Source organism: Streptomyces sp. NPDC006309 (assembly GCF_040613095.1).
Lineage (GTDB): Bacteria > Actinomycetota > Actinomycetes > Streptomycetales > Streptomycetaceae > Streptomyces.
In genome coordinates this window covers 448,900-467,047 of record NZ_JBEXRO010000002.1, presented here as the reverse complement: position 1 = coordinate 467,047, position 18,148 = coordinate 448,900, and the positions used below count along the sequence as shown (strand labels likewise).

Sequence of the window (18,148 nt, the reverse complement as noted above, 5' to 3'; positions counted from 1 at the left end):
TTACGGCCGAAAAGGGCAGGATGGGGGCCACATTCCACGAACACCCCTGCCCGCGGGGCGCCCACGGCGCGCCGCGCGGGTGGACACAGGAAGGACAAGCGACGTGCGCGTACTCGTCGTCGAGGACGAGCAGCTGCTCGCCGATGCGGTGGCCACCGGACTGCGCCGGGAGGCCATGGCCGTCGACGTCGTGTACGACGGTGCGGCCGCCCTGGAACGCATCGGAGTGAACGACTACGACGTGGTCGTCCTCGACCGCGACCTCCCGCTCGTGCACGGCGACGACGTCTGCCGCAAGATCGTCGAGCTGGGCATGCCCACGCGCGTGCTCATGCTCACCGCCTCCGGTGACGTCAGCGACCGGGTCGAGGGTCTGGAGATCGGCGCCGACGACTATCTGCCCAAGCCGTTCGCGTTCAGCGAGCTGATCGCGCGCGTGCGTGCCCTCGGCCGCCGGACCAGCGTGCCGCTGCCGCCGGTCCTGGAGCGCGCCGGCATCAAGCTCGACCCCAACCGCCGCGAGATCTTCCGCGACGGCAGGGAGATCCAGCTCGCGCCCAAGGAGTTCGCGGTCCTGGAGGTGCTGATGCGCAGCGAGGGCGCGGTGGTCTCCGCCGAGCAACTGCTGGAGAAGGCGTGGGACGAGAACACCGACCCGTTCACCAACGTGGTGCGCGTGACGGTCATGACCCTGCGCCGCAAACTGGGCGAGCCGCCCGTCATCGTCACGGTCCCCGGCTCCGGCTACCGGATCTGACCGGCCGTGGCCGCCACCCCCCCGCCCCCGCAGGCACCGCCGAAACCCACCTGGGACCCCAGCAGGGCACAGCCCCCCTTTCCCTGGCTGCGCCCGACGATCCGCATACGGCTCACGCTGCTGTACGGCGGCATGTTCCTGATCGCCGGCATCCTGCTGCTGTCGATCATCTATCTGCTGGCCGCCCAGGCGATCAGCACCGGGAACCAGCCGCTTTTCAAGATCGTCAGCTTCCAGAAGCTCCAGGTCTCCAGCGACAACTGCCCCGCGATCAACACCACGAGCCTGCCCCTGGAGGACTTCAAGGACGCGATCAGCCGGTGTGTGGGCCACCAGCGCCAGGAGGCCCTGGACAACCTGCTCAGCCGCTCGCTGCTGGCCCTGCTCGGGCTCGCCGTCATCGCCTTCGCGTTCGGCTACGCGATGGCCGGCCGCGTGCTCTCCCCGCTCGGCCGGATCACCCGTACCGCCCGGCAGGTGGCCGGTTCGGACCTGTCCCGCCGGATCGAGCTGGACGGCCCGGACGACGAGCTGAAAGAGCTGGCCGACACCTTCGACGACATGCTGGAACGACTGCAACGGGCCTTCACCGCCCAGCAGCGCTTCGTCGGCAACGCCTCGCACGAACTGCGCACCCCGCTGGCGATCAACCGCACACTCCTGGAGGTGCACCTGTCGGATCCGGACGCGCCCGTCGAGCTCCAGCAGCTCGGCAGGACCCTGCTCGCCACCAACGAGCGCAGCGAACAGCTGGTCGAGGGGCTGCTGCTGCTCGCCCGCAGCGACAACCAGATCGTCGAGCGCAAGCCCGTCGACCTGGCCGAGGTCGCGACGCAGGCCGTCGACCAGGTGCACGCCGAGGCGGAGGCCAAGGGCGTCGAGATCCGCGGTGAGCGCAAACCGGCCGTCGTGCGGGGCAACGGCGTGCTGCTGGAGCGGATCGCCCTGAATCTCGTGCAGAATGCGGTGCGCTACAACGTGGCCGAGCACGGCTGGGTCGAGGTGCATACCGAGGTCGAGCACGGGCAGGCTGTGCTCACCGTCTCCAACACCGGCCCGGTGGTGCCCGCGTACGAGATCGACAACCTCTTCGAGCCCTTCCGGCGGCTGCGCACGGAGCGCACGGGCAGCGACAAGGGCGTGGGTCTCGGTCTGTCGATCGTCCGCTCGGTGACCCGCGCGCACGGCGGGCACATCCTGGCAAGCCCCCGGGAAGGCGGTGGCCTGGTGATGCGTGTCACCCTGCCGGTGTGACGGGCGACCGACACACCCGGAGGTTGTTCGCTTCGCGCGGAATTTTTCGACCACCGCGCGGGGTTCTCCTTGTGTGATCGATCACATGGACGAAATTCCGGTCATGCACGCAGAGTGATCATGGCCGTAGGTGGAAAGCCGGGAAAGTCCTGGTTTTCAGGGCACTTGATCACGGGAAGTACACGGTGAGGCGCCTTTGAGGTGCGGCGTCCGAACCGTGTACGGTCCTCACCGCCATCCAAGCCGATCACGCTCGACGGGTCGGATCGGGTGTCGATTGAGTAACAGACCTTGATGTGAGGCAAAATCTCCGCCTCAGGTCGGGCACAAGTCCGGCCTCTCACGCGTTACGTGCGCTGGAGACACCGCAGACCACCCAGAGGGGGAGAGCGATATGGCAACCGATTACGACACTCCACGCAAGACCGACGACGACGTCGACTCGGACAGCCTTGAAGAGCTGAAGGCCAGGCGGAACGACAAGTCCACCTCGTCCGTGGACGTCGACGAGTTCGAGGCCGCAGAGGGCCTCGAGCTGCCCGGAGCGGACCTCTCGAACGAGGAGCTGGCCGTCCGGGTGCTGCCCAAGCAGCAGGACGAGTTCACCTGCATGAGCTGCTTCCTGGTGCACCACCGCAGCCAGCTGGCCCGGGAGAAGAACGGTCAGCCGATCTGCCGCGACTGCGACTGAGGACGGGTCGGCCGTGTCTGGCTCGACCCCTCCGCGGAAGCGCCGCTTCTCCTTGCGGAGAGCGGACCAAGGGCCGTCCGACGGCTCGCACGGCGCGCGTGACGACGAGCGGGGCTCACCCGGGGCGGAGGCCTCGCCCGGACCGGTGGCCGACAGGGACGACCTGCCGGTGCCGGTGCGGCAGCCCGCGCCCGTCGCACGGCGCCGGGCCGTGGTCGCGCGCCAGAGGGCCCGGGACCTGGCCCGGGAAGGGGCCCGCAAGGGCGGCAGCCACGCCCGCGCGGGGCTGGCGTACGTCGCGGACCGCGTCATCGACATCGCGCCCCGGGTGCCCGTACGCGACCTCACGACCCTGCGCAGACAGTTCCCCGGACTCGGGCCCGAGGAGCTGGCCGACAAGCTGGTCGCGGGCGCGGCGGCCGGCACCTCGACGGTCGGAGCCGGGATCGGGGCGGCGGCGATGCTGCCGGTGCCGCCGGCGATGCCGACCGAACTCGCCGCGGAGGTCACCGGCGTCGCCGCGATCGAACTGAAACTCATCGCCGAACTGCACGAGGTCTACGGCGTCCGAGCGCCGGGCGGGCTCAGAGCCCGCAGCACCGCGTATCTGTCCTCCTGGTCGGGGGAGCGCGGCATCGACGTGACGAAACCGTCGACGTACGACACGGCTCTCGGCGGCCGGATGAAACGGGAACTGCGCCGGCAGATCATGAAGCGGATGGTCCGCAACCTGCCCAACCTGACGCCGTTCATGGTGGGAGCCGCCGTCGGAGCGGTCATGAACCGCCGGGACACCAGAAAGCTCGCGGACCGGATCCGGGCCGACCTGCGCCGGATCCAGGTGCCCTGGGACGAGCTGCCGGAGCTGCCGCCGATGGACAAGCCGGCGGATCCGCTGTCGCTGCGCGAGCTTCCCGAGGGGCTGTAGGGCCGGCGAAGCCGGCGCCAGGAAACCCTGGACGCCCCGGGTGGCCGGGTCCGAGGCGAAGCGGACCCTCTCGGACGCGCCCCGTACCGCGTCAGGCGTTCGCCGTGCGGGCCGCATCGATCGCCGCCGCCAGCTTCTCCGGCTCACGCGTCGACAGGTAGAGGTAGGGCGTCGGGTCCTGCGGATCCGTGACCTCCACGCGCAACGCCGTCGGGATGTACGCGCGCAGCAGCAGGAAGGCGCGGGTGTCGGCCTTGTACGTGCGCCAGGCGCGCGCCTCCTCCGCGTCCAGCACCTGCGACGAGCCCAGTGCCGACACCGGGATCCTCGCCTCCCCCGCGACCAGGGAGTCGCCCACGACCCGGATGCGCGGCGAGCCGTAGGCACTGGCCACCACCGCCGCGGCGGCCGTCCCCCCGACCAGTCCGCCCAGCAGCGGCAGGGTGCCGAAGGGGAGCAGGATCAGGGCGAAGGAGACACCGACCAGGAAGCTGATCAGCCACCACGAACGGGGGGCGGTGAGGCGTTCTTCGTAGGGGGTGGCGGAGAGCTGCATGAGGCCAAGCTTGGCACGGGATCCGCACAGGCCCGACGCACGGGTAAGGTCTGCGGCTGTGAGTGGTAGTTCCGCAGCTCTTCAGCCTCCCGCAGACGCGGTGAAACCGGTACGGCACCCCGACGCGCCCGCGCCCGGGGAGCTTCTCGGCGCCCACTACGAACACTGCTTCGGCTGTGGTCCCGGGCAGCCGCACGGACTGCACCTGGAGGCCCGCGCCGGCGAGGGCGTCACGCTGACCGCCGAGTTCACCGTCCAGCCCGCCCACCAGGGCGCCCCCGGCCTCGCGCACGGGGGAGTGCTGGCCACGGCCCTGGACGAGACCCTGGGCTCGCTGAACTGGCTGCTGCGCACCATCGCCGTGACGGGACGACTGGAGACGGACTTCGTCCGGCCCGTCCCGGTCGGCACCACGCTGCACCTGGCGGCCGAGGTGACCGCCGTCGCCGGGCGGAAGATCTACTGCACCGCCACCGGACGCATCGGCGGCCCCGGCGGACCGGTCGCCGTCCGCGCCGACGCCCTCTTCGTGGAGGTCAAGGTCGACCACTTCATCGACCACGGCCGCGGCGAGGAGATCCGGGCGGCCATGGAGGACCCCGATCAGATCCGCCGTGCCCGTGCCTTCGAGGTGAACCCGTGACCGCGCCGGGCCCCGCCGGCCGCGGCCCCCTTGATGTGCAGATCCGCCGGGTCGATCCGGACGTACCGCTTCCGGCGTACGAGCACCCCGGGGACGCCGGAGCCGATCTGCGCACCACCGAGGCGTGTGTGCTCGGACCAGGCGAACGTGCCGTCCTGCCCACGGGGGTGTCGATCGCCCTGCCCGAGGGGTACGCGGCCTTCGTGCACCCGCGCTCCGGCCTCGCCGCCCGCTGCGGTGTCGCCCTCGTGAATGCCCCGGGGACGGTCGATGCCGGGTACCGTGGAGAGATCAAGGTGATCGTGGTGAATCTCGACCCGCGCGAGAGCGTGCGGTTCGAGCGCTTCGACCGGATTGCCCAACTGGTCGTCCAGCAGGTCGAGAGGGTCCGCTTCCGGGAGGTCGCGGAACTTCCCGGCTCGGCGCGGGCCGAAGGGGGCTTCGGGTCCACCGGTGGCCATGCCGCGGTGGGCGGCGAGAGCGGCGCAAGCGGTCAGGCCGCCGAAGGCGGTCCGACGGGTGGGAATCGATACGCTTCGGTCGTATCCGACCGGGAAGGACAGTGACGTGTTCGGACGTCGCAAGACGAAGGGTGCCGCCGAGGAAGCGGCCGGCGAGGCCGAGCAGGTCGTCGACAGCGTCGACACCGAGGCGGACGTAGAGGAGGCCGGGCGTGAGCGCGTCCGGCTGGAGCCCGGGCCCCGGCCCGACGGGCCCTGGGACAGCAGCGAGGTGCGTGACCCGGCCGAGGGCCGCGTCGACCTCGGCGGTCTGTTCGTACCGGGCGTCGACGGCATGGAGCTGCGGGTCGAGGTCGCCGGTGACGCGATCGTCGCCGCGACCGTCGTGCTGCGCGACAGCGCCATCCAGCTCCAGGCGTTCGCCGCGCCCAAGCGCGAGGGCATCTGGGGCGAGGTCCGCGAGGAGATCGGCAGCGGCATCACCCAGCAGGGTGGCATCGTCGACGAGGTCGAGGGCCCGCTCGGCTGGGAGCTGCGCGCCCAGGTGCCGGTGCAGCTGCCCGACGGCACCGGCGGCTTCCAGGTCGTCCGGTTCGTCGGTGTGGACGGCCCCCGCTGGTTCCTGCGCGGGGTGATCTCCGGCCAGGGCGCCGTGCAGCCGCAGGCCGCCGGGCTGCTGGAGCAGATCTTCCGCGACACGGTCGTGGTCCGCGGCGAGGGCCCCATGGCCCCGCGCGACCCCATCGTCCTGAAGCTGCCGAACGACGCCCAGATGGTCCCCGAGGGCGTCCAGCAGGAGGACGAGGGCTCACGCTTCTCCGGCGGTATGGGACACCTCCAGCGCGGACCGGAGATCACCGAGGTCCGCTAGCCGCCCCACGCCTTCAGCCGTGAAACCGGGCCGTGCCCCCGCGGGGGTACGGCCCGGTGTGCGTGGTGCGCCGCGGTGTGCTCGTCAGGGTTGCGTCAAAGTTGCCCGTCGCCCCCGGTTCCGTCCGGTCGGCCGGGACGGTGGGCCATAGGGTCGACGCTGCGCAGGCATCGGGCACGGGAAGACAATGAGGCCATGGCACGCGGCAAGCTACGGATCTACCTGGGCGCGGCACCCGGCGTGGGCAAGACCTACGCGATGCTCGCCGAGGCGCACCGCCGGATCGAGCGGGGCACCGACTGCGTCGTCGCGTTCGTCGAGCACCACGGCCGGCCGCGCACCGAGATGATGCTGCACGGCCTGGAAGTGGTGCCACGGCGGCAGCTGGACCACCGGGGTGCCACCTTCGGCGAGATGGACGTCGAGGCCGTGCTGCGCCGCCGGCCCGCCGTCGCCCTCGTCGACGAACTCGCCCACACCAACGTCCCGGGTTCGCGCAACGCCGAGCGCCGCCAGGACGTGGAGGAACTGCTCGCCGCCGGCATCGACGTCGTCTCCACCGTCAACATCCAGCACCTGGAGTCACTCGGCGACGTCGTGGAGTCGATCACCGGGGTACGGCAGCGCGAGACCGTCCCCGACGAGGTGGTACGCCGGGCCGACCAGATCGAGCTGGTCGACATGTCCCCGCAGGCCCTGCGCCGCCGCATGGCCCACGGCAACATCCACCAGCCGGACAAGGTCGACGCGGCCCTCTCCAACTACTTCCGCCCCGGCAACCTCACCGCCCTGCGCGAGCTGGCGCTGCTGTGGGTGGCCGACCGGGTCGACGAGCACCTCACCGCCTACCGCAGCGAGCACCGGGTGTCGGCGATATGGGGCTCGCGGGAGCGGATCGTGGTGGGCCTGACCGGCGGCCCCGAGGGGCGCACCCTCATCCGCCGGGCGGTCCGGCTCGCCGAGAAGGGCGCCGGCGGCGAGGTCCTCGCCGTCTGCATCGCCCGCAGCGACGGCCTGACCTCCGCCTCCCCCAAGGAGCTGGCCGTCCAGCGCACCCTCGTGGAGGACCTGGGCGGCACCTTCCACCACGTGGTCGGCGACGACATACCGGCCGCCCTGCTCGACTTCGCGCGCGGGGTGAACGCCACCCAGATCGTGCTCGGCTCCTCGCGCCGCAGGCCCTGGCAGTACGTCTTCGGGCCCGGTGTCGGCGCGACGGTCGCCCGGGACTCCGGCTCCGACCTGGACGTGCACATCGTCACCCACGAGGAGGTCGCCAAGGGCCGTGGACTGCCCGTCGCGCGCGGCGGGCAACTCGGGCGGACCCGGGTCGTGCGGGGCTGGGCCGTCGGCCTGGCCGGCCCGGTGGTCCTCGCGGTGCTGCTGAACACCGCCGGCCTCGGCCTCGCCAACGACATGCTGCTGTTCCTGGCCGTCACCGTCGCCGCGGCCCTGCTCGGCGGCCTGCTGCCCGCCCTCGCCTCGGCGGCCCTCGGCTCGCTGCTGCTGAACTACTTCTACACCCCGCCGCTGCACCGGCTGACCGTCGCCGACCCCAGGAACATCGTCGCCATCGCGATCTTCTTCGGGGTCGGCATGTCGGTCGCCTCGGTGGTCGACCTCGCCGCCCGGCGCACCCACCAGGCCGCCCGGCTGCGCGCCGAGGCGGAGATCCTCTCCTTCCTCGCCGGCAACGTGCTGCGCGGCGAGAGCGGCCTGGAGGAACTGCTGGAGCGGGTCCGCGAGACCTTCGCCATGGAGTCGGCCGCCCTGCTCGAGCGCGAGAGCGAGGTCGCGCCCTGGACCTGCGCGGGGCGCGCCGGCTCCGGGCCCCCGCTGGAGCGCCCGGAGGACGCCGACGTCGACATGCCCGTCGGCGACCACATGGCGCTCGCGCTCACCGGCCGGGTGCTGCCCGCCGAGGACCGCCGGGTACTGGCCGCCTTCGCCGCCCAGGCAGCCGTCGTACTGGACCGCCGGCGCCTGCGGGAGGAGGCCGACCGGGCCCGCGCGCTCGCCGAGGGCAACCGCATCCGCACCGCGCTGCTGGCCGCCGTCAGCCACGACCTGCGCACTCCGCTGGCCGGCATCAAGGCCGCCGTGTCCTCCTTGCGCTCGGCCGACGTGGCCTGGTCCGAGGAGGACGAGGCGGAGCTGCTGGCGGGCATCGAGGAGGGCGCGGACCGCCTCGACCACCTCGTCGGAAACCTGCTCGACATGTCACGCCTCCAGACGGGTACGGTCACCCCGCTGATCCGGGAGATCGACGTCGACGAGGTCGTACCCATGGCGCTCGGGGGCGTACCCGAGGACAGCGTCGGGCTGGACGTGCCCGAGACGCTGCCCATGGTCGCCGTCGACCCCGGGCTGCTGGAGCGGTCGGTGGCCAACCTGGTGGAGAACGCCGTCAAGTACAGCCCGCGCGGGCGGCGCGTCCTGGTCGCCGCCAGTGCCCTCGCCGACCGCGTGGAGGTACGGGTGGTGGACCGCGGGCCGGGCGTGCCGGACGAGGCCAAGGACCGTATCTTCGAGCCGTTCCAGCGCTACGGTGACGCCCCGCGCGGCGCCGGCGTCGGACTCGGCCTCGCCGTCGCCCGGGGCTTCGCCGAGGCCATGGGCGGCACCCTCGACGCCGAGGACACGCCGGGCGGCGGGCTCACCATGGTGCTGACCCTGCGCGCGGCGGGCCCGCGCTCCGGTGCCTGCGACGGCGGCGCGGAGGGCGCACGTCCGGGCACCGCGGACGCCGGGGACCACAGCACCGGGGACCGCAGCACCGGGGCAGGGGCGGGCACGGACATCACAGAACCGGAAAGGCAGGTCCTATGACGACCCGGGTGCTCGTGGTCGACGACGAGCCGCAGATCGTGCGGGCCCTCGTGATCAACCTCAAGGCGCGCGGGTACGAGGCCGACGCCGCCTCCGACGGCGGGACCGCGCTCGAACTCGCCGCCTCCCGCCATCCCGACGTCGTCGTCCTCGACCTCGGCCTGCCCGACATGGACGGTGTCGAGGTGATCAGGGGTCTGCGCGGCTGGACCCGCGTACCGATCCTGGTGCTCTCCGCGCGGCACTCCTCCGACGAGAAGGTCCAGGCGCTGGACGCCGGCGCCGACGACTACGTCACCAAGCCCTTCGGCATGGACGAGCTGCTGGCCCGGCTGCGCGCCGCCGTCCGCCGGGCCGAGCCGGCCGGGCCCGGCGAGGACGACCTGACGACCGTGGAGACCGAGGGCTTCACCGTCGACCTGGCCGCCAAGAAGGTGCACCGCGGCGGCAGGGACGTCCGGCTCACCCCCACCGAGTGGCACCTGCTGGAGGTGCTGGTCCGCAACACCGGCCGCCTGGTCGGCCAGAAGCAGCTGCTCCAGGAGGTGTGGGGGCCGTCGTACGGCACCGAGACCAACTACCTGCGGGTGTACATGGCCCAGCTGCGCAGGAAGCTGGAGGCGGACCCCTCGCACCCGAAGCACTTCATCACCGAGCCGGGCATGGGCTACCGGTTCGAGAAGTGAGGCGGCGGTCGTTCGCCGTGGCGGCCGCGGGGAAGTGAGCTGCGCTGCGGACCTGTCCGCGCACCCCGGTACGCTTCAGGTATGAGTGCTGTCCCTCGTTCCGAAAAGCCGGCCGGCCGGTTCCGGCGCATGCTCGACCGGCTCTCCTCGTCGCAGGAGGACCTGGAGTCCGAGGAGCTGCGCGAGGACGCCGAGACGGCGGGCTGCACGAAGATCGGCGACTGCCGCGACCGCCAGATCGTCACCGTAACTGGTACCTTGCGCACGGTCACCCTGCGCCCGCGCGCCGGCGTCCCGGCCCTGGAGGCCGAGCTGTTCGACGGCTCCGCCGCGCTGGATGTGGTGTGGCTCGGCAGGCGTTCCATCGTGGGTATAGAACCGGGGCGCAAGCTGATCGCATCGGGCCGGATCTCGATGAGCCGGGGCCGCCGGGTGCTGTTCAACCCGAAATACGAACTGCGACCCCTCGGACGGGAGTAGCCGGTGACGTCCCTCGACAAGCCGACCGAAGACACCGACCAGCCCCCGTCGGGCGTGACCGAACCGGGCGTCCCCCGGCCGGACGATGCCCGCGCGGTGACCGAGGCCGCGCTGTTCGAGGCGTTCGGCGGTGTCCGTGGCATGGTCGAGACGGTCGTGCCGGGCCTGCTCTTCGTCACGATCTTCACGATCAACAAGGACCTGCACCTCGCGGCGATCGCCGCGCTGGTCGTGTCGCTGGTGCTGGTGGTGGTCCGGCTGGCCATGAAGGACACCGTCAAGCACGCCTTCAGCGGTGTCTTCGGCGTGGCCTTCGGCGTCGTGTTCGCGATGTTCACGGGCAACGCCAAGGACTTCTACCTCCCCGGCATGATCTACACACTGGGCCTGGCGGTGGCGTACATCGTCACGACCCTCGCCGGTGTGCCCCTGATCGGCCTGATCCTCGGCCCGGTCTTCAAGGAGAACCTCTCCTGGCGCACCCGTAACCCGGGCCGCAAGAAGGCGTACGCCAAGGCCAGTTGGGCCTGGGGCCTGATCCTGCTGGCCAAGTGCGCGATCCTCTTCCCGCTGTATTGGTGGGCCGACACCACCCAGCTCGGCTGGATCCTCATCGCCCTGAAGATCCCGCCGTTCCTGCTGGCGGTCTGGCTGACCTGGGTCTTCCTCGCCAAGGCGCCGGCTCCCATCGACGTCTTCGCCGAGATGGAGGCCGAGGAGAAGGCCGAGAAGGCGGCGAAGGAGCGCGCGGCCGCCCTGGCCGCGGAGAGCGGCGAGCCGACGGGCGGACGGCACCGCCGGGGGGCGTGACGAGGTCCTACGACGGCGAAGGGCGCCCCTGGCCATCCAGGGGCGCCCTTCGCCGTACCGCTGCCGCCCGCGTACCGCCTGCGTCTGCGTGCCGCCTGCGTCTGCGTACCGCCTGCGTCTGCGTGCCGCCTGCGTCCGCTGCCGCGGCGACCGCCGTCCGAGCCCGGGCGGCCTGCCGCCTGCGCCTGTTGACGGGGGTGACCAGCGCCTGCGGCGGGCTGCTGCCGGGCCGTACCGCTGCCGCTGGCCTGCCGTCGCTGCCGGGTCGACCACCACCTGTGGTCGGAGGCCTGCCGCCTGCGCCTGCTGCTGGGCGATCAGCGCCTGCGGCTGGCCGCTGTTGGCGGGCTGTACCGCCGCCGGTGGCGGGGCGCCTGCCGCCTGTTGGCGGGCCGACCACTACCTGTGGCCGGCCGTCTGCCGGGCCGTATCGCCGACTCTGGGCGGGTGCCTGTCGCCTGCTGGCGGGCCGATCACCACCTGTGGCCTGCCGCCTGCGCCTGTTGCCGGGCGGCGACCACCGCCTGCCAGGCCGTATCGCCGACTCTGGCCGGGTGCCTGCCGCTGCTGCCTGCCGCCTGCTGGCGGGCCGACCACCGCCAGGGCCGCTGCCTGCCGGGCCGTACTGCCTCCGGTGGCCGGCCGCCTACCGCCGCTGGCTGCCGTATGGCCGCCTTCGGTCGGCCGCCCACCGCCGCTGCCTGCCGCCCGGGCCGTACGGCAGCCAGCGGCCGGGCGTCTGCCGCCGATGCCTGCCGCCGTTGCGGGCCGTGCCGTCGCCTGGGGCGCACCGCCTGCTGCCGGACAGGCGCTGGTGGCCGGTCCGGCTGCCGCGGGAGACGGTCAGGCCTCTTCCCGGCGTACCGACAGCAGTTCCTCCAGCTGCTCCTCCCGGGCCTGCGCGGCCACGAAGAGGAGTTCGTCGCCCGCTTCCAGGGAGTCCTCCGAGGACGGGGTCAGCACACGGGTGCCGCGGATGATCGTGACCAGGGAGGTGTCCTGCGGCCACTCCACGTCGCCGACCTGGGTGCCGGCCAGGGCCGACTCCTCCGGCAGGGTCAGCTCCACCAGGTTGGCGTCACCGTGGCTGAAGCGGAGCAGACGGACCAGGTCGCCGACGCTCACCGCCTCCTCGACCAGGGCGGACATCAGGCGCGGGGTGGAGACGGCGACGTCGACGCCCCAGGCCTCGGTGAACAGCCACTCGTTCTTCGGGTTGTTCACGCGGGCGACGACGCGCGGAACGCCGTACTCCGTCTTGGCGAGCAGCGAGACGACCAGGTTCACCTTGTCGTCGCCGGTCGCGGCGATCACGACGTTGCAGCGCTGCAACGCCGCCTCGTCCAGGGAGGTGATCTCGCAGGCGTCGGCGAGCAGCCACTCCGCCTGCGGGACGCGCTCGACCGAGATGGCGGTCGGCGCCTTGTCGATCAGCAGGACCTCGTGGCCGTTTTCGAGCAGTTCACCCGCGATCGAGCGGCCGACGGCACCGGCCCCGGCAATGGCGACCCTCATCAGTGACCGCTCTCCTCTTCCGGGCCACCGGCGAACGCCGCCTCGACCTTGTCCACGTCGTCCGTCCGCATCATCACGTGCACGAGGTCGCCCTCCTGGAGCACCGTCTGCGAGGTGGGCACGATCGCCTCACCGAGCCGGGTCAGGAACGCCACCCGCACGCCCGTCTCCTCCTGGAGCCTGCTGATCTTGTGGCCGACCCACTTCGGGGAGGCGTGCACCTCGGCGAGCTGCACTCCGCCGGTGGGGTCGCGCCACAGCGGCTCGGCCCCGGAGGGCAGCAGGCGGCGCAGCATCTGGTCGGCGGTCCAGCGGACCGTGGCCACGGTGGGGATGCCCAGGCGCTGGTAGACCTCGGCGCGACGGGGGTCGTAGATGCGGGCGGCGACGTTCTGCACGCCGAACATCTCACGGGCCACACGCGCGGAGATGATGTTGGAGTTGTCACCGCTGGAGACGGCGGCGAAGGCACCGGCTTCCTCGATGCCCGCTTCGCGCAGGGTGTCCTGGTCGAAGCCGACGCCGGTGACCCGGCGGCCGCCGAATCCCGGGCCCAGCCGGCGGAAGGCGGTGGGATCCTGGTCGATCACTGCGACCGTGTGTCCCTGTTGCTCCAGGGTCTGGGCGAGAGCGGAACCCACTCTCCCGCAGCCCATGATGACGATGTGCACGACCGTCCTTCCGGTGTCCAAATGTTGCTGCTGAGCATCAGGGTCTCAGACCGATGCCCAAAGCTACACACGGGCGCTGCCCGGGCGGCACCCCTGTGCCGGGACCGGGGGAAGCCGCCGGCGAGTGATGCTGCGCACGCTGCACAGGGTGAGGATTCCGAGGCCGGCGAGGGCGAGCGCCGCCCCGATCAGCTCCGCGGTCGCGGGCATGGCACCTCCGGAGTGCGATGACAGGCGGGGTTTGCCATCTAGGCACGCGGGGCATCCGGACCACGGAATCCGCAGTTCCGTGCGCCCCCGAATTCACTCGTGAGGCAGATCGAGCATGCCGGGTGGGCGGGTGCCAGTTCGAAGGCTTACGATCCTCTCTCGTGTCCAAACTGACCGACGTGCCCAAACGGATCCTGATCGGGCGCGCACTGCGCAGTGACCGGCTGGGCGAGACGCTCCTGCCGAAGCGCATCGCACTGCCCGTCTTCGCCTCCGACCCGCTGTCCTCCGTCGCCTACGCGCCGGGGGAGGTCCTGCTGGTCCTGTCCATCGCGGGCGTGTCGGCGTACCACTTCAGCCCCTGGATCGCCGTCGCGGTCGTGGTGCTGATGTTCACCGTGGTCGCCTCATACCGGCAGAACGTGCACGCCTACCCGAGCGGCGGCGGTGACTACGAGGTCGCCACCACCAACCTCGGCGCCAAGGCCGGCCTGACCGTGGCCAGCGCCCTGCTCGTCGACTACGTGCTGACCGTCGCCGTCTCCATCGCCTCCGGCATCGAGAACCTCGGCTCCGCGGTCCCCTTCGTCGTCCAGCACAAGGTGCTCTGCGCCGCCGCCGTGATCATCCTGCTGACGCTGATGAACCTGCGCGGCGTGAAGGAGTCCGGCAAGCTCTTCGCGATCCCGACGTACGTCTTCGTGGGCGGCGTCTTCATCATGATCGCCTGGGGCGCCTTCCGCGGGCTGTTCCTGGGCGACACCATGCGCGCCCCGACCGCCGACTACCACATCAGGGCCGAGCACCAGGGGCTCGCGGGCTTCGCGCTCGTCTTCCTGCTGCTGCGCGCCTTCTCCTCCGGCTGTGCGGCCCTCACCGGCGTCGAGGCGATCTCCAACGGCGTTCCCGCCTTCCGCAAGCCGAAGTCGAAGAACGCCGCCACCACGCTCGCCATGATGGGCCTGCTGGCCGTCACCATGTTCTGCGGCATCATCGCGCTCGCCATGACCACCAAGGTCCGCATGGCCGAGAACCCCGCGACCGACCTGCTGCACCACGGCGTCCCGCTCGGCGGGGGCTACGTGCAGAACCCGGTGATCTCCCAGGTCGCCGAGGCGGTCTTCGGCAAGGGCAGCTTCCTGTTCGTCGTCCTGGCCGCCGCCACCGCGCTGGTGCTGTTCCTGGCCGCCAACACGGCCTACAACGGCTTCCCGCTGCTCGGCTCGATCCTCGCCCAGGACCGCTACCTGCCGCGCCAGCTGCACACCCGCGGCGACCGCCTCGCCTTCTCCAACGGCATCGTGCTGCTCTCCGGAGCGGCGATGCTGCTGGTGTTCCTCTACGGCGCCGACTCCACCCGCCTGATCCAGCTCTACATCGTCGGCGTGTTCGTGTCCTTCACGCTCAGCCAGACCGGCATGGTCCGGCACTGGAACCGCCACCTCGCGGTCGAGAAGGACCCGGCCAAGCGCAGCCACATGATCCGCTCCCGCGCGATCAACACGTTCGGCGCCTTCTTCACCGGCCTGGTGCTCGTCGTCGTGCTGGTCACCAAGTTCACGCACGGCGCCTGGGTGGCCCTGCTCGGCATGTGCATCTTCTACGCGACGATGACCGCGATCCGGAAGCACTACGACCGCGTCGCCGAGGAGATCGCCGCCCCCGAGGGCCCCAGCGACGACATGGTCCGCCCCTCCCGCGTCCACTCCGTCGTCCTGATCTCCAAGATCCACCGCCCGACGCTCCGCGCCCTGGCCTACGCCAAGCTGATGCGCTCCGACACCCTGGAGGCGCTCACCGTCAACGTGGACCCGGCCGAGACCAAGGCGCTGCGCGAGGAGTGGGAGCGGCGCGGGATCGACGTACCGCTGAAGGTCCTGGACTCGCCGTACCGCGAGGTCACCCGCCCGGTGATCGAGTACGTCAAGAGCCTGCGCAAGGAGTCCCCGCGCGACGCGGTCTCCGTGATCATCCCCGAGTACGTCGTCGGCCACTGGTACGAGCACCTGCTGCACAACCAGAGCGCCCTGCGCCTGAAGGGCCGTCTGCTGTTCACCCCGGGCGTCATGGTGACCTCGGTGCCGTACCAGCTCCAGTCCTCGGAGGCGGCCAAGCTGCGGGCCCGCAAGCGGCAGGAGTGGAACGCACCGGGCGCGGTCCGGCGCGGCCCGGCCGTGATGCGGCCCAAGGAGCCGTCGGGCAAGGACTGAGGCGCGACGGGAAGGCCGTAGACTGGTGGGCTGTTGTCCGGCCCACCGGTGTGCGGCCTTCCGCGCACCGCCTCCCCGCTTCCCGATCTGGAGTCACCCCACCATGCAGGCAGAACCGAGCACGTCCCTGGTGGGTGAGGAGTACGAGGTCGAGATCGGCCCCGTCGCCCACGGCGGCCACTGCATCGCCCGTACGTCCGAGGGGCAGGTGCTGTTCGTCCGGCACGCGCTGCCCGGCGAGCGGGTCGTGGCGCGGGTCACGGAGGGCGAGCAGGGCGCCCGCTACCTGCGCGCCGACGCGGTGCGCATCGTCGAGGCGTCCAAGGACCGCATCGAGGCGCCCTGCCCCTTCGCCGGGCCCGGCCGCTGCGGCGGCTGCGACTGGCAGCACGCCAAGCCGGGCGCCCAGCGCCGCCTCAAGGCGGACGTCATCGCCGAACAGCTCCAGCGGCTCGCCGGCCTCACCCCCGAGGAGGCGGGCTGGGACGGCACCGTCCTGCCGGCCGAGGGCGACAAACTGCCGGCGGGCCAGGTTCCGCAGTGGCGGACGCGGATGCAGTACGCGGTGGACGTCGACGGCAACGCCGGACTGCGCCGCCACCGCTCGCACGAGGTCGAACCGATCGACCACTGCATGATCGCGGCGGCCGGCGTCAGCGAGCTCGGCATCGAGGACCGGGACTGGTCCGGCATGGTCTCCGTCGAGGCGATCGCCGCCACGGGATCCCAGGACCGCATGGTCATCCTGGAGCCGCAGCCCGGGGCGCGGCTGCCGCTCGTCGAGCTGGACAGACCCGTCTCCGTCATGCGCGTCGAGGAGAACGACGGCGGCATCCACCGCGTCCACGGCCGGGCCTTCGTGCGTGAACGCGCCGACGACCGCACCTACCGTGTCGGCAGCGGCGGCTTCTGGCAGGTCCACCCGAAGGCGGCCGACACCCTGGTCAAGGCCGTCATGCAGGGCCTGATGCCACGCAAGGGCGAGACGGCCCTGGACCTGTACTGCGGCGTGGGCCTGTTCGCCGGCGCCCTGGCCGACCGCCTCGGCGAGAAGGGCGCGGTCCTCGGCATCGAGTCCGGCAAGCGGGCGGTGGAGGACGCGCGGCACAACCTGGCGGGCTTCCCCCGGATCCGTATCGAGCAGGGCAAGGTCGAGTCGGTCCTGCCCCGCACCGGCATCACCGAGGCCGACCTCATCGTCCTGGACCCGCCCCGCGCCGGCGCCGGCCGCAACACGGTCACCCACCTCGCGTCCCTCGGCGCCCGCCGCATCGCCTACGTCGCCTGCGACCCCGCCGCGCTGGCCCGCGACCTGGCGTACTTCCGCGAGGGCGGCTACCGGGTACGGACGCTCCGGGTCTTCGATCTGTTCCCGATGACGCACCATGTGGAGTGCGTGGCTATTCTGGAGCCCGCTGACAAGGGTGCCTGACCTGCGGTTTTGTGGCCAGGGTAGAGCGCTCGACCTGTTTCTCTCCGTACAGCGGTTCGAGCGGACGGCGTCCCTCACGACCTTCCTGACCTGCGCATTCATGGGGGAGGCGCTGCATCGGAGGACGCCGTCAAGGTCTCGTCCGGAGATTCTCGACGCTCGCATGACGCTCGAAGCGGGAATCTCAACCTGCCGGACCTCTCCGGCCCGGGCCGCGCGGACCGGTTCCATCGGTACGGGCAGGGATTCCGGTACGTGCGTCCCGCTTTGCCTCCCCAGCGGCGGTGCGAGTTGCCATCTCGGCCCCACGCTTCTGGGAGCCGAGAGCGCGGCCCGTACGGGCCGCGCTCTCGGCGACGTGGTCTGAAGCCGAGTGGCTGCTACTGCCTTACTGTCTTGATACCAGTCCGGTATCATGGCTGCATGGCGATGACACTCCGACTCCCCGACGACCTTGACGCGAAGCTCACCGAGCGGGCTCGTAGGGAGGGCCGCAGCAAGCAGGAACTTGCCATTGAGGCCATCCGTGACGCCCAGAACCGGGCCGAGTTGAAAGTCGATGACGTTCTGGCCGAGCTCATGGACAGCGATGCGGAGATCCTGGACTACCTGAAGTGACGGACGTGCGCTACATCCAGATCGACGAGGTCCTGGCCATCGCCCGTACGGTCAACGGTACCGACCAGAGCGTGCGTGACATGGGACTTTTGGTGTCAGCGATCGAGCGACCCCGGACGAACGTGTTCGGAGCCGAGTTGTATCCCACGCTGCACGAGAAGGCGGCGGCACTACTGCACTCCGTTGCGCGCAATCACGCGCTGATCGACGGCAACAAGCGCACCGCCTGGCTTGCCATGCGTGTCTTCCTGCGGTTCAACGGCGTGAGCGCAAGTACTGTCCCGCCGCCCGTCTCCGTTGCCGGCCCGTTCGTCGAGGAAGTCGCACAGGACAACATCGATGTACCGGCTATTGCCAAGCGCCTGTCGGCCTGGTTCCCCGTTTCCTGACGTTCGACGTCGTGGGTACGGGACGGAATGAGGTTCTGGGAGCGGTGCTGGCTTCTGGTAGTTCGCCGGGGGCTGACCCGTTCGTTCAGCGGGTGGATTCGTATGCTTTCGCGAGACGGGGCAGCGGGTCCGCTCGG

General features: G+C 71.3%; 18 protein-coding genes. 15 read left to right on the top strand and 3 right to left on the bottom strand.

All coding sequences use genetic code 11. The features are described from left to right. The first annotated feature begins 103 nt into the window (after positions 1–103). The 4 genes from ABZ117_RS04545 (at position 104) to ABZ117_RS04530 (ending at position 3,630) form a co-directional block, all read left to right on the top strand. Entirely contained in the window at positions 104–757 is a 654-nt protein-coding gene (locus ABZ117_RS04545) for a response regulator transcription factor (RefSeq protein ID WP_356817291.1), read from the top strand. Between the two features lie 6 nt (positions 758–763). After that, positions 764–2,011, top strand: a complete 1,248-nt coding sequence (locus ABZ117_RS04540) for a HAMP domain-containing sensor histidine kinase (RefSeq protein WP_356817289.1) — start codon at positions 764–766, stop codon at positions 2,009–2,011. Between the two features lie 394 nt (positions 2,012–2,405). Then, positions 2,406–2,702: a DUF4193 domain-containing protein gene (locus ABZ117_RS04535; protein WP_003997302.1), complete on the top strand. Its 297-nt coding sequence runs from the start codon at positions 2,406–2,408 to the stop codon at positions 2,700–2,702. Between the two features lie 13 nt (positions 2,703–2,715). Further along, positions 2,716–3,630, top strand: coding sequence for a hypothetical protein (locus tag ABZ117_RS04530; RefSeq protein ID WP_356817288.1), 915 nt, complete (start codon positions 2,716–2,718; stop codon positions 3,628–3,630). A 91-nt stretch (positions 3,631–3,721) separates the two neighbouring features. Here the strand turns inward: ABZ117_RS04530 and ABZ117_RS04525 are convergent, their stop codons facing one another. Beyond that, positions 3,722–4,186 carry a DUF3093 domain-containing protein gene (locus ABZ117_RS04525; RefSeq protein ID WP_356817286.1) on the bottom strand — a complete coding sequence of 155 codons (465 nt, stop codon included), beginning with the start codon at positions 4,184–4,186 and terminating at the stop codon, positions 3,722–3,724. A gap of 58 nt (positions 4,187–4,244) precedes the next feature. Between ABZ117_RS04525 and ABZ117_RS04520 the strand changes: the two genes are divergently transcribed. From ABZ117_RS04520 to ABZ117_RS04490, 7 genes are all read left to right on the top strand, one after another. Further along, a complete protein-coding gene (locus ABZ117_RS04520; RefSeq protein ID WP_356817284.1) occupies positions 4,245–4,829 on the top strand; it encodes a PaaI family thioesterase in 585 nt (194 codons plus the stop codon). Then, entirely contained in the window at positions 4,826–5,395 is a 570-nt protein-coding gene (gene dut / locus ABZ117_RS04515; RefSeq protein WP_356817282.1) for a dUTP diphosphatase, read from the top strand. Before ABZ117_RS04520 ends, dut begins: the two co-directional genes overlap by 4 nt. 1 nt (position 5,396) lies before the next feature. Beyond that, the gene (locus ABZ117_RS04510; RefSeq protein WP_356817280.1) at positions 5,397–6,161 is read left to right on the top strand and encodes a DUF3710 domain-containing protein; all 765 of its coding nucleotides are present in this window, start codon (positions 5,397–5,399) and stop codon (positions 6,159–6,161) included. 195 nt (positions 6,162–6,356) lie between these two features. Continuing rightward, positions 6,357–8,990: a sensor histidine kinase KdpD gene (locus tag ABZ117_RS04505; RefSeq protein ID WP_356817278.1), complete on the top strand. Its 2,634-nt coding sequence runs from the start codon at positions 6,357–6,359 to the stop codon at positions 8,988–8,990. Then, entirely contained in the window at positions 8,987–9,676 is a 690-nt protein-coding gene (locus ABZ117_RS04500; protein WP_356817276.1) for a response regulator, read from the top strand. The genes ABZ117_RS04505 and ABZ117_RS04500 overlap by 4 nt, the downstream gene beginning before the upstream one ends. Before the next feature lie 81 nt (positions 9,677–9,757). Beyond that, positions 9,758–10,156, top strand: coding sequence for an OB-fold nucleic acid binding domain-containing protein (locus ABZ117_RS04495; protein ID WP_093474051.1), 399 nt, complete (start codon positions 9,758–9,760; stop codon positions 10,154–10,156). Positions 10,157–10,210: 54 nt separating this feature from the next. Continuing rightward, positions 10,211–10,966 (top strand): DUF3159 domain-containing protein, encoded by a 756-nt coding sequence (locus ABZ117_RS04490; protein ID WP_356817406.1) that lies wholly within the window; start codon positions 10,211–10,213, stop codon positions 10,964–10,966. Positions 10,967–11,809: 843 nt separating this feature from the next. On the opposite strand, the gene ABZ117_RS04485 is transcribed toward ABZ117_RS04490, so the two are convergent. Next, positions 11,810–12,481, bottom strand: a complete 672-nt coding sequence (locus ABZ117_RS04485; RefSeq protein ID WP_356817274.1) for a TrkA family potassium uptake protein — start codon at positions 12,479–12,481, stop codon at positions 11,810–11,812. Then, positions 12,481–13,152 carry a TrkA family potassium uptake protein gene (locus ABZ117_RS04480; RefSeq protein WP_356817272.1) on the bottom strand — a complete coding sequence of 224 codons (672 nt, stop codon included), beginning with the start codon at positions 13,150–13,152 and terminating at the stop codon, positions 12,481–12,483. Before ABZ117_RS04480 ends, ABZ117_RS04485 begins: the two co-directional genes overlap by 1 nt. A gap of 371 nt (positions 13,153–13,523) precedes the next feature. Between ABZ117_RS04480 and ABZ117_RS04475 the strand changes: the two genes are divergently transcribed. The 4 genes from ABZ117_RS04475 to ABZ117_RS04460 all read left to right on the top strand — a co-directional run bounded on the left by ABZ117_RS04475 (position 13,524) and on the right by ABZ117_RS04460 (position 18,011). Next, positions 13,524–15,572: an APC family permease gene (locus ABZ117_RS04475; RefSeq protein WP_356817270.1), complete on the top strand. Its 2,049-nt coding sequence runs from the start codon at positions 13,524–13,526 to the stop codon at positions 15,570–15,572. 103 nt (positions 15,573–15,675) lie between these two features. Beyond that, positions 15,676–17,004, top strand: coding sequence for a class I SAM-dependent RNA methyltransferase (locus ABZ117_RS04470; protein ID WP_356817268.1), 1,329 nt, complete (start codon positions 15,676–15,678; stop codon positions 17,002–17,004). Between the two features lie 423 nt (positions 17,005–17,427). Beyond that, a complete protein-coding gene (locus ABZ117_RS04465; protein ID WP_037672007.1) occupies positions 17,428–17,622 on the top strand; it encodes a ribbon-helix-helix protein, CopG family in 195 nt (64 codons plus the stop codon). Continuing rightward, positions 17,619–18,011, top strand: coding sequence for a type II toxin-antitoxin system death-on-curing family toxin (locus tag ABZ117_RS04460; protein ID WP_356817266.1), 393 nt, complete (start codon positions 17,619–17,621; stop codon positions 18,009–18,011). The genes ABZ117_RS04465 and ABZ117_RS04460 overlap by 4 nt, the downstream gene beginning before the upstream one ends. Positions 18,012–18,148: the final 137 nt, after the last annotated feature.

Bases quoted from the DNA above. Each gene is read 5' to 3' on its own strand.
- ABZ117_RS04535 (WP_003997302.1), top strand. From the start codon at position 2,406: ATGGCAACCGATTACGACACTCCACGCAAGACCGACGACGACGTCGAC.
- ABZ117_RS04525 (WP_356817286.1), bottom strand. From the start codon at position 4,186: ATGCAGCTCTCCGCCACCCCCTACGAAGAACGCCTCACCGCCCCCCGT.
- ABZ117_RS04505 (WP_356817278.1), top strand. From the start codon at position 6,357: ATGGCACGCGGCAAGCTACGGATCTACCTGGGCGCGGCACCCGGCGTG.
- ABZ117_RS04500 (WP_356817276.1), top strand. From the start codon at position 8,987: ATGACGACCCGGGTGCTCGTGGTCGACGACGAGCCGCAGATCGTGCGG.
- ABZ117_RS04495 (WP_093474051.1), top strand. From the start codon at position 9,758: ATGAGTGCTGTCCCTCGTTCCGAAAAGCCGGCCGGCCGGTTCCGGCGC.
- ABZ117_RS04485 (WP_356817274.1), bottom strand. From the start codon at position 12,481: ATGAGGGTCGCCATTGCCGGGGCCGGTGCCGTCGGCCGCTCGATCGCG.
- ABZ117_RS04470 (WP_356817268.1), top strand. From the start codon at position 15,676: ATGCAGGCAGAACCGAGCACGTCCCTGGTGGGTGAGGAGTACGAGGTC.
- ABZ117_RS04465 (WP_037672007.1), top strand. From the start codon at position 17,428: ATGGCGATGACACTCCGACTCCCCGACGACCTTGACGCGAAGCTCACC.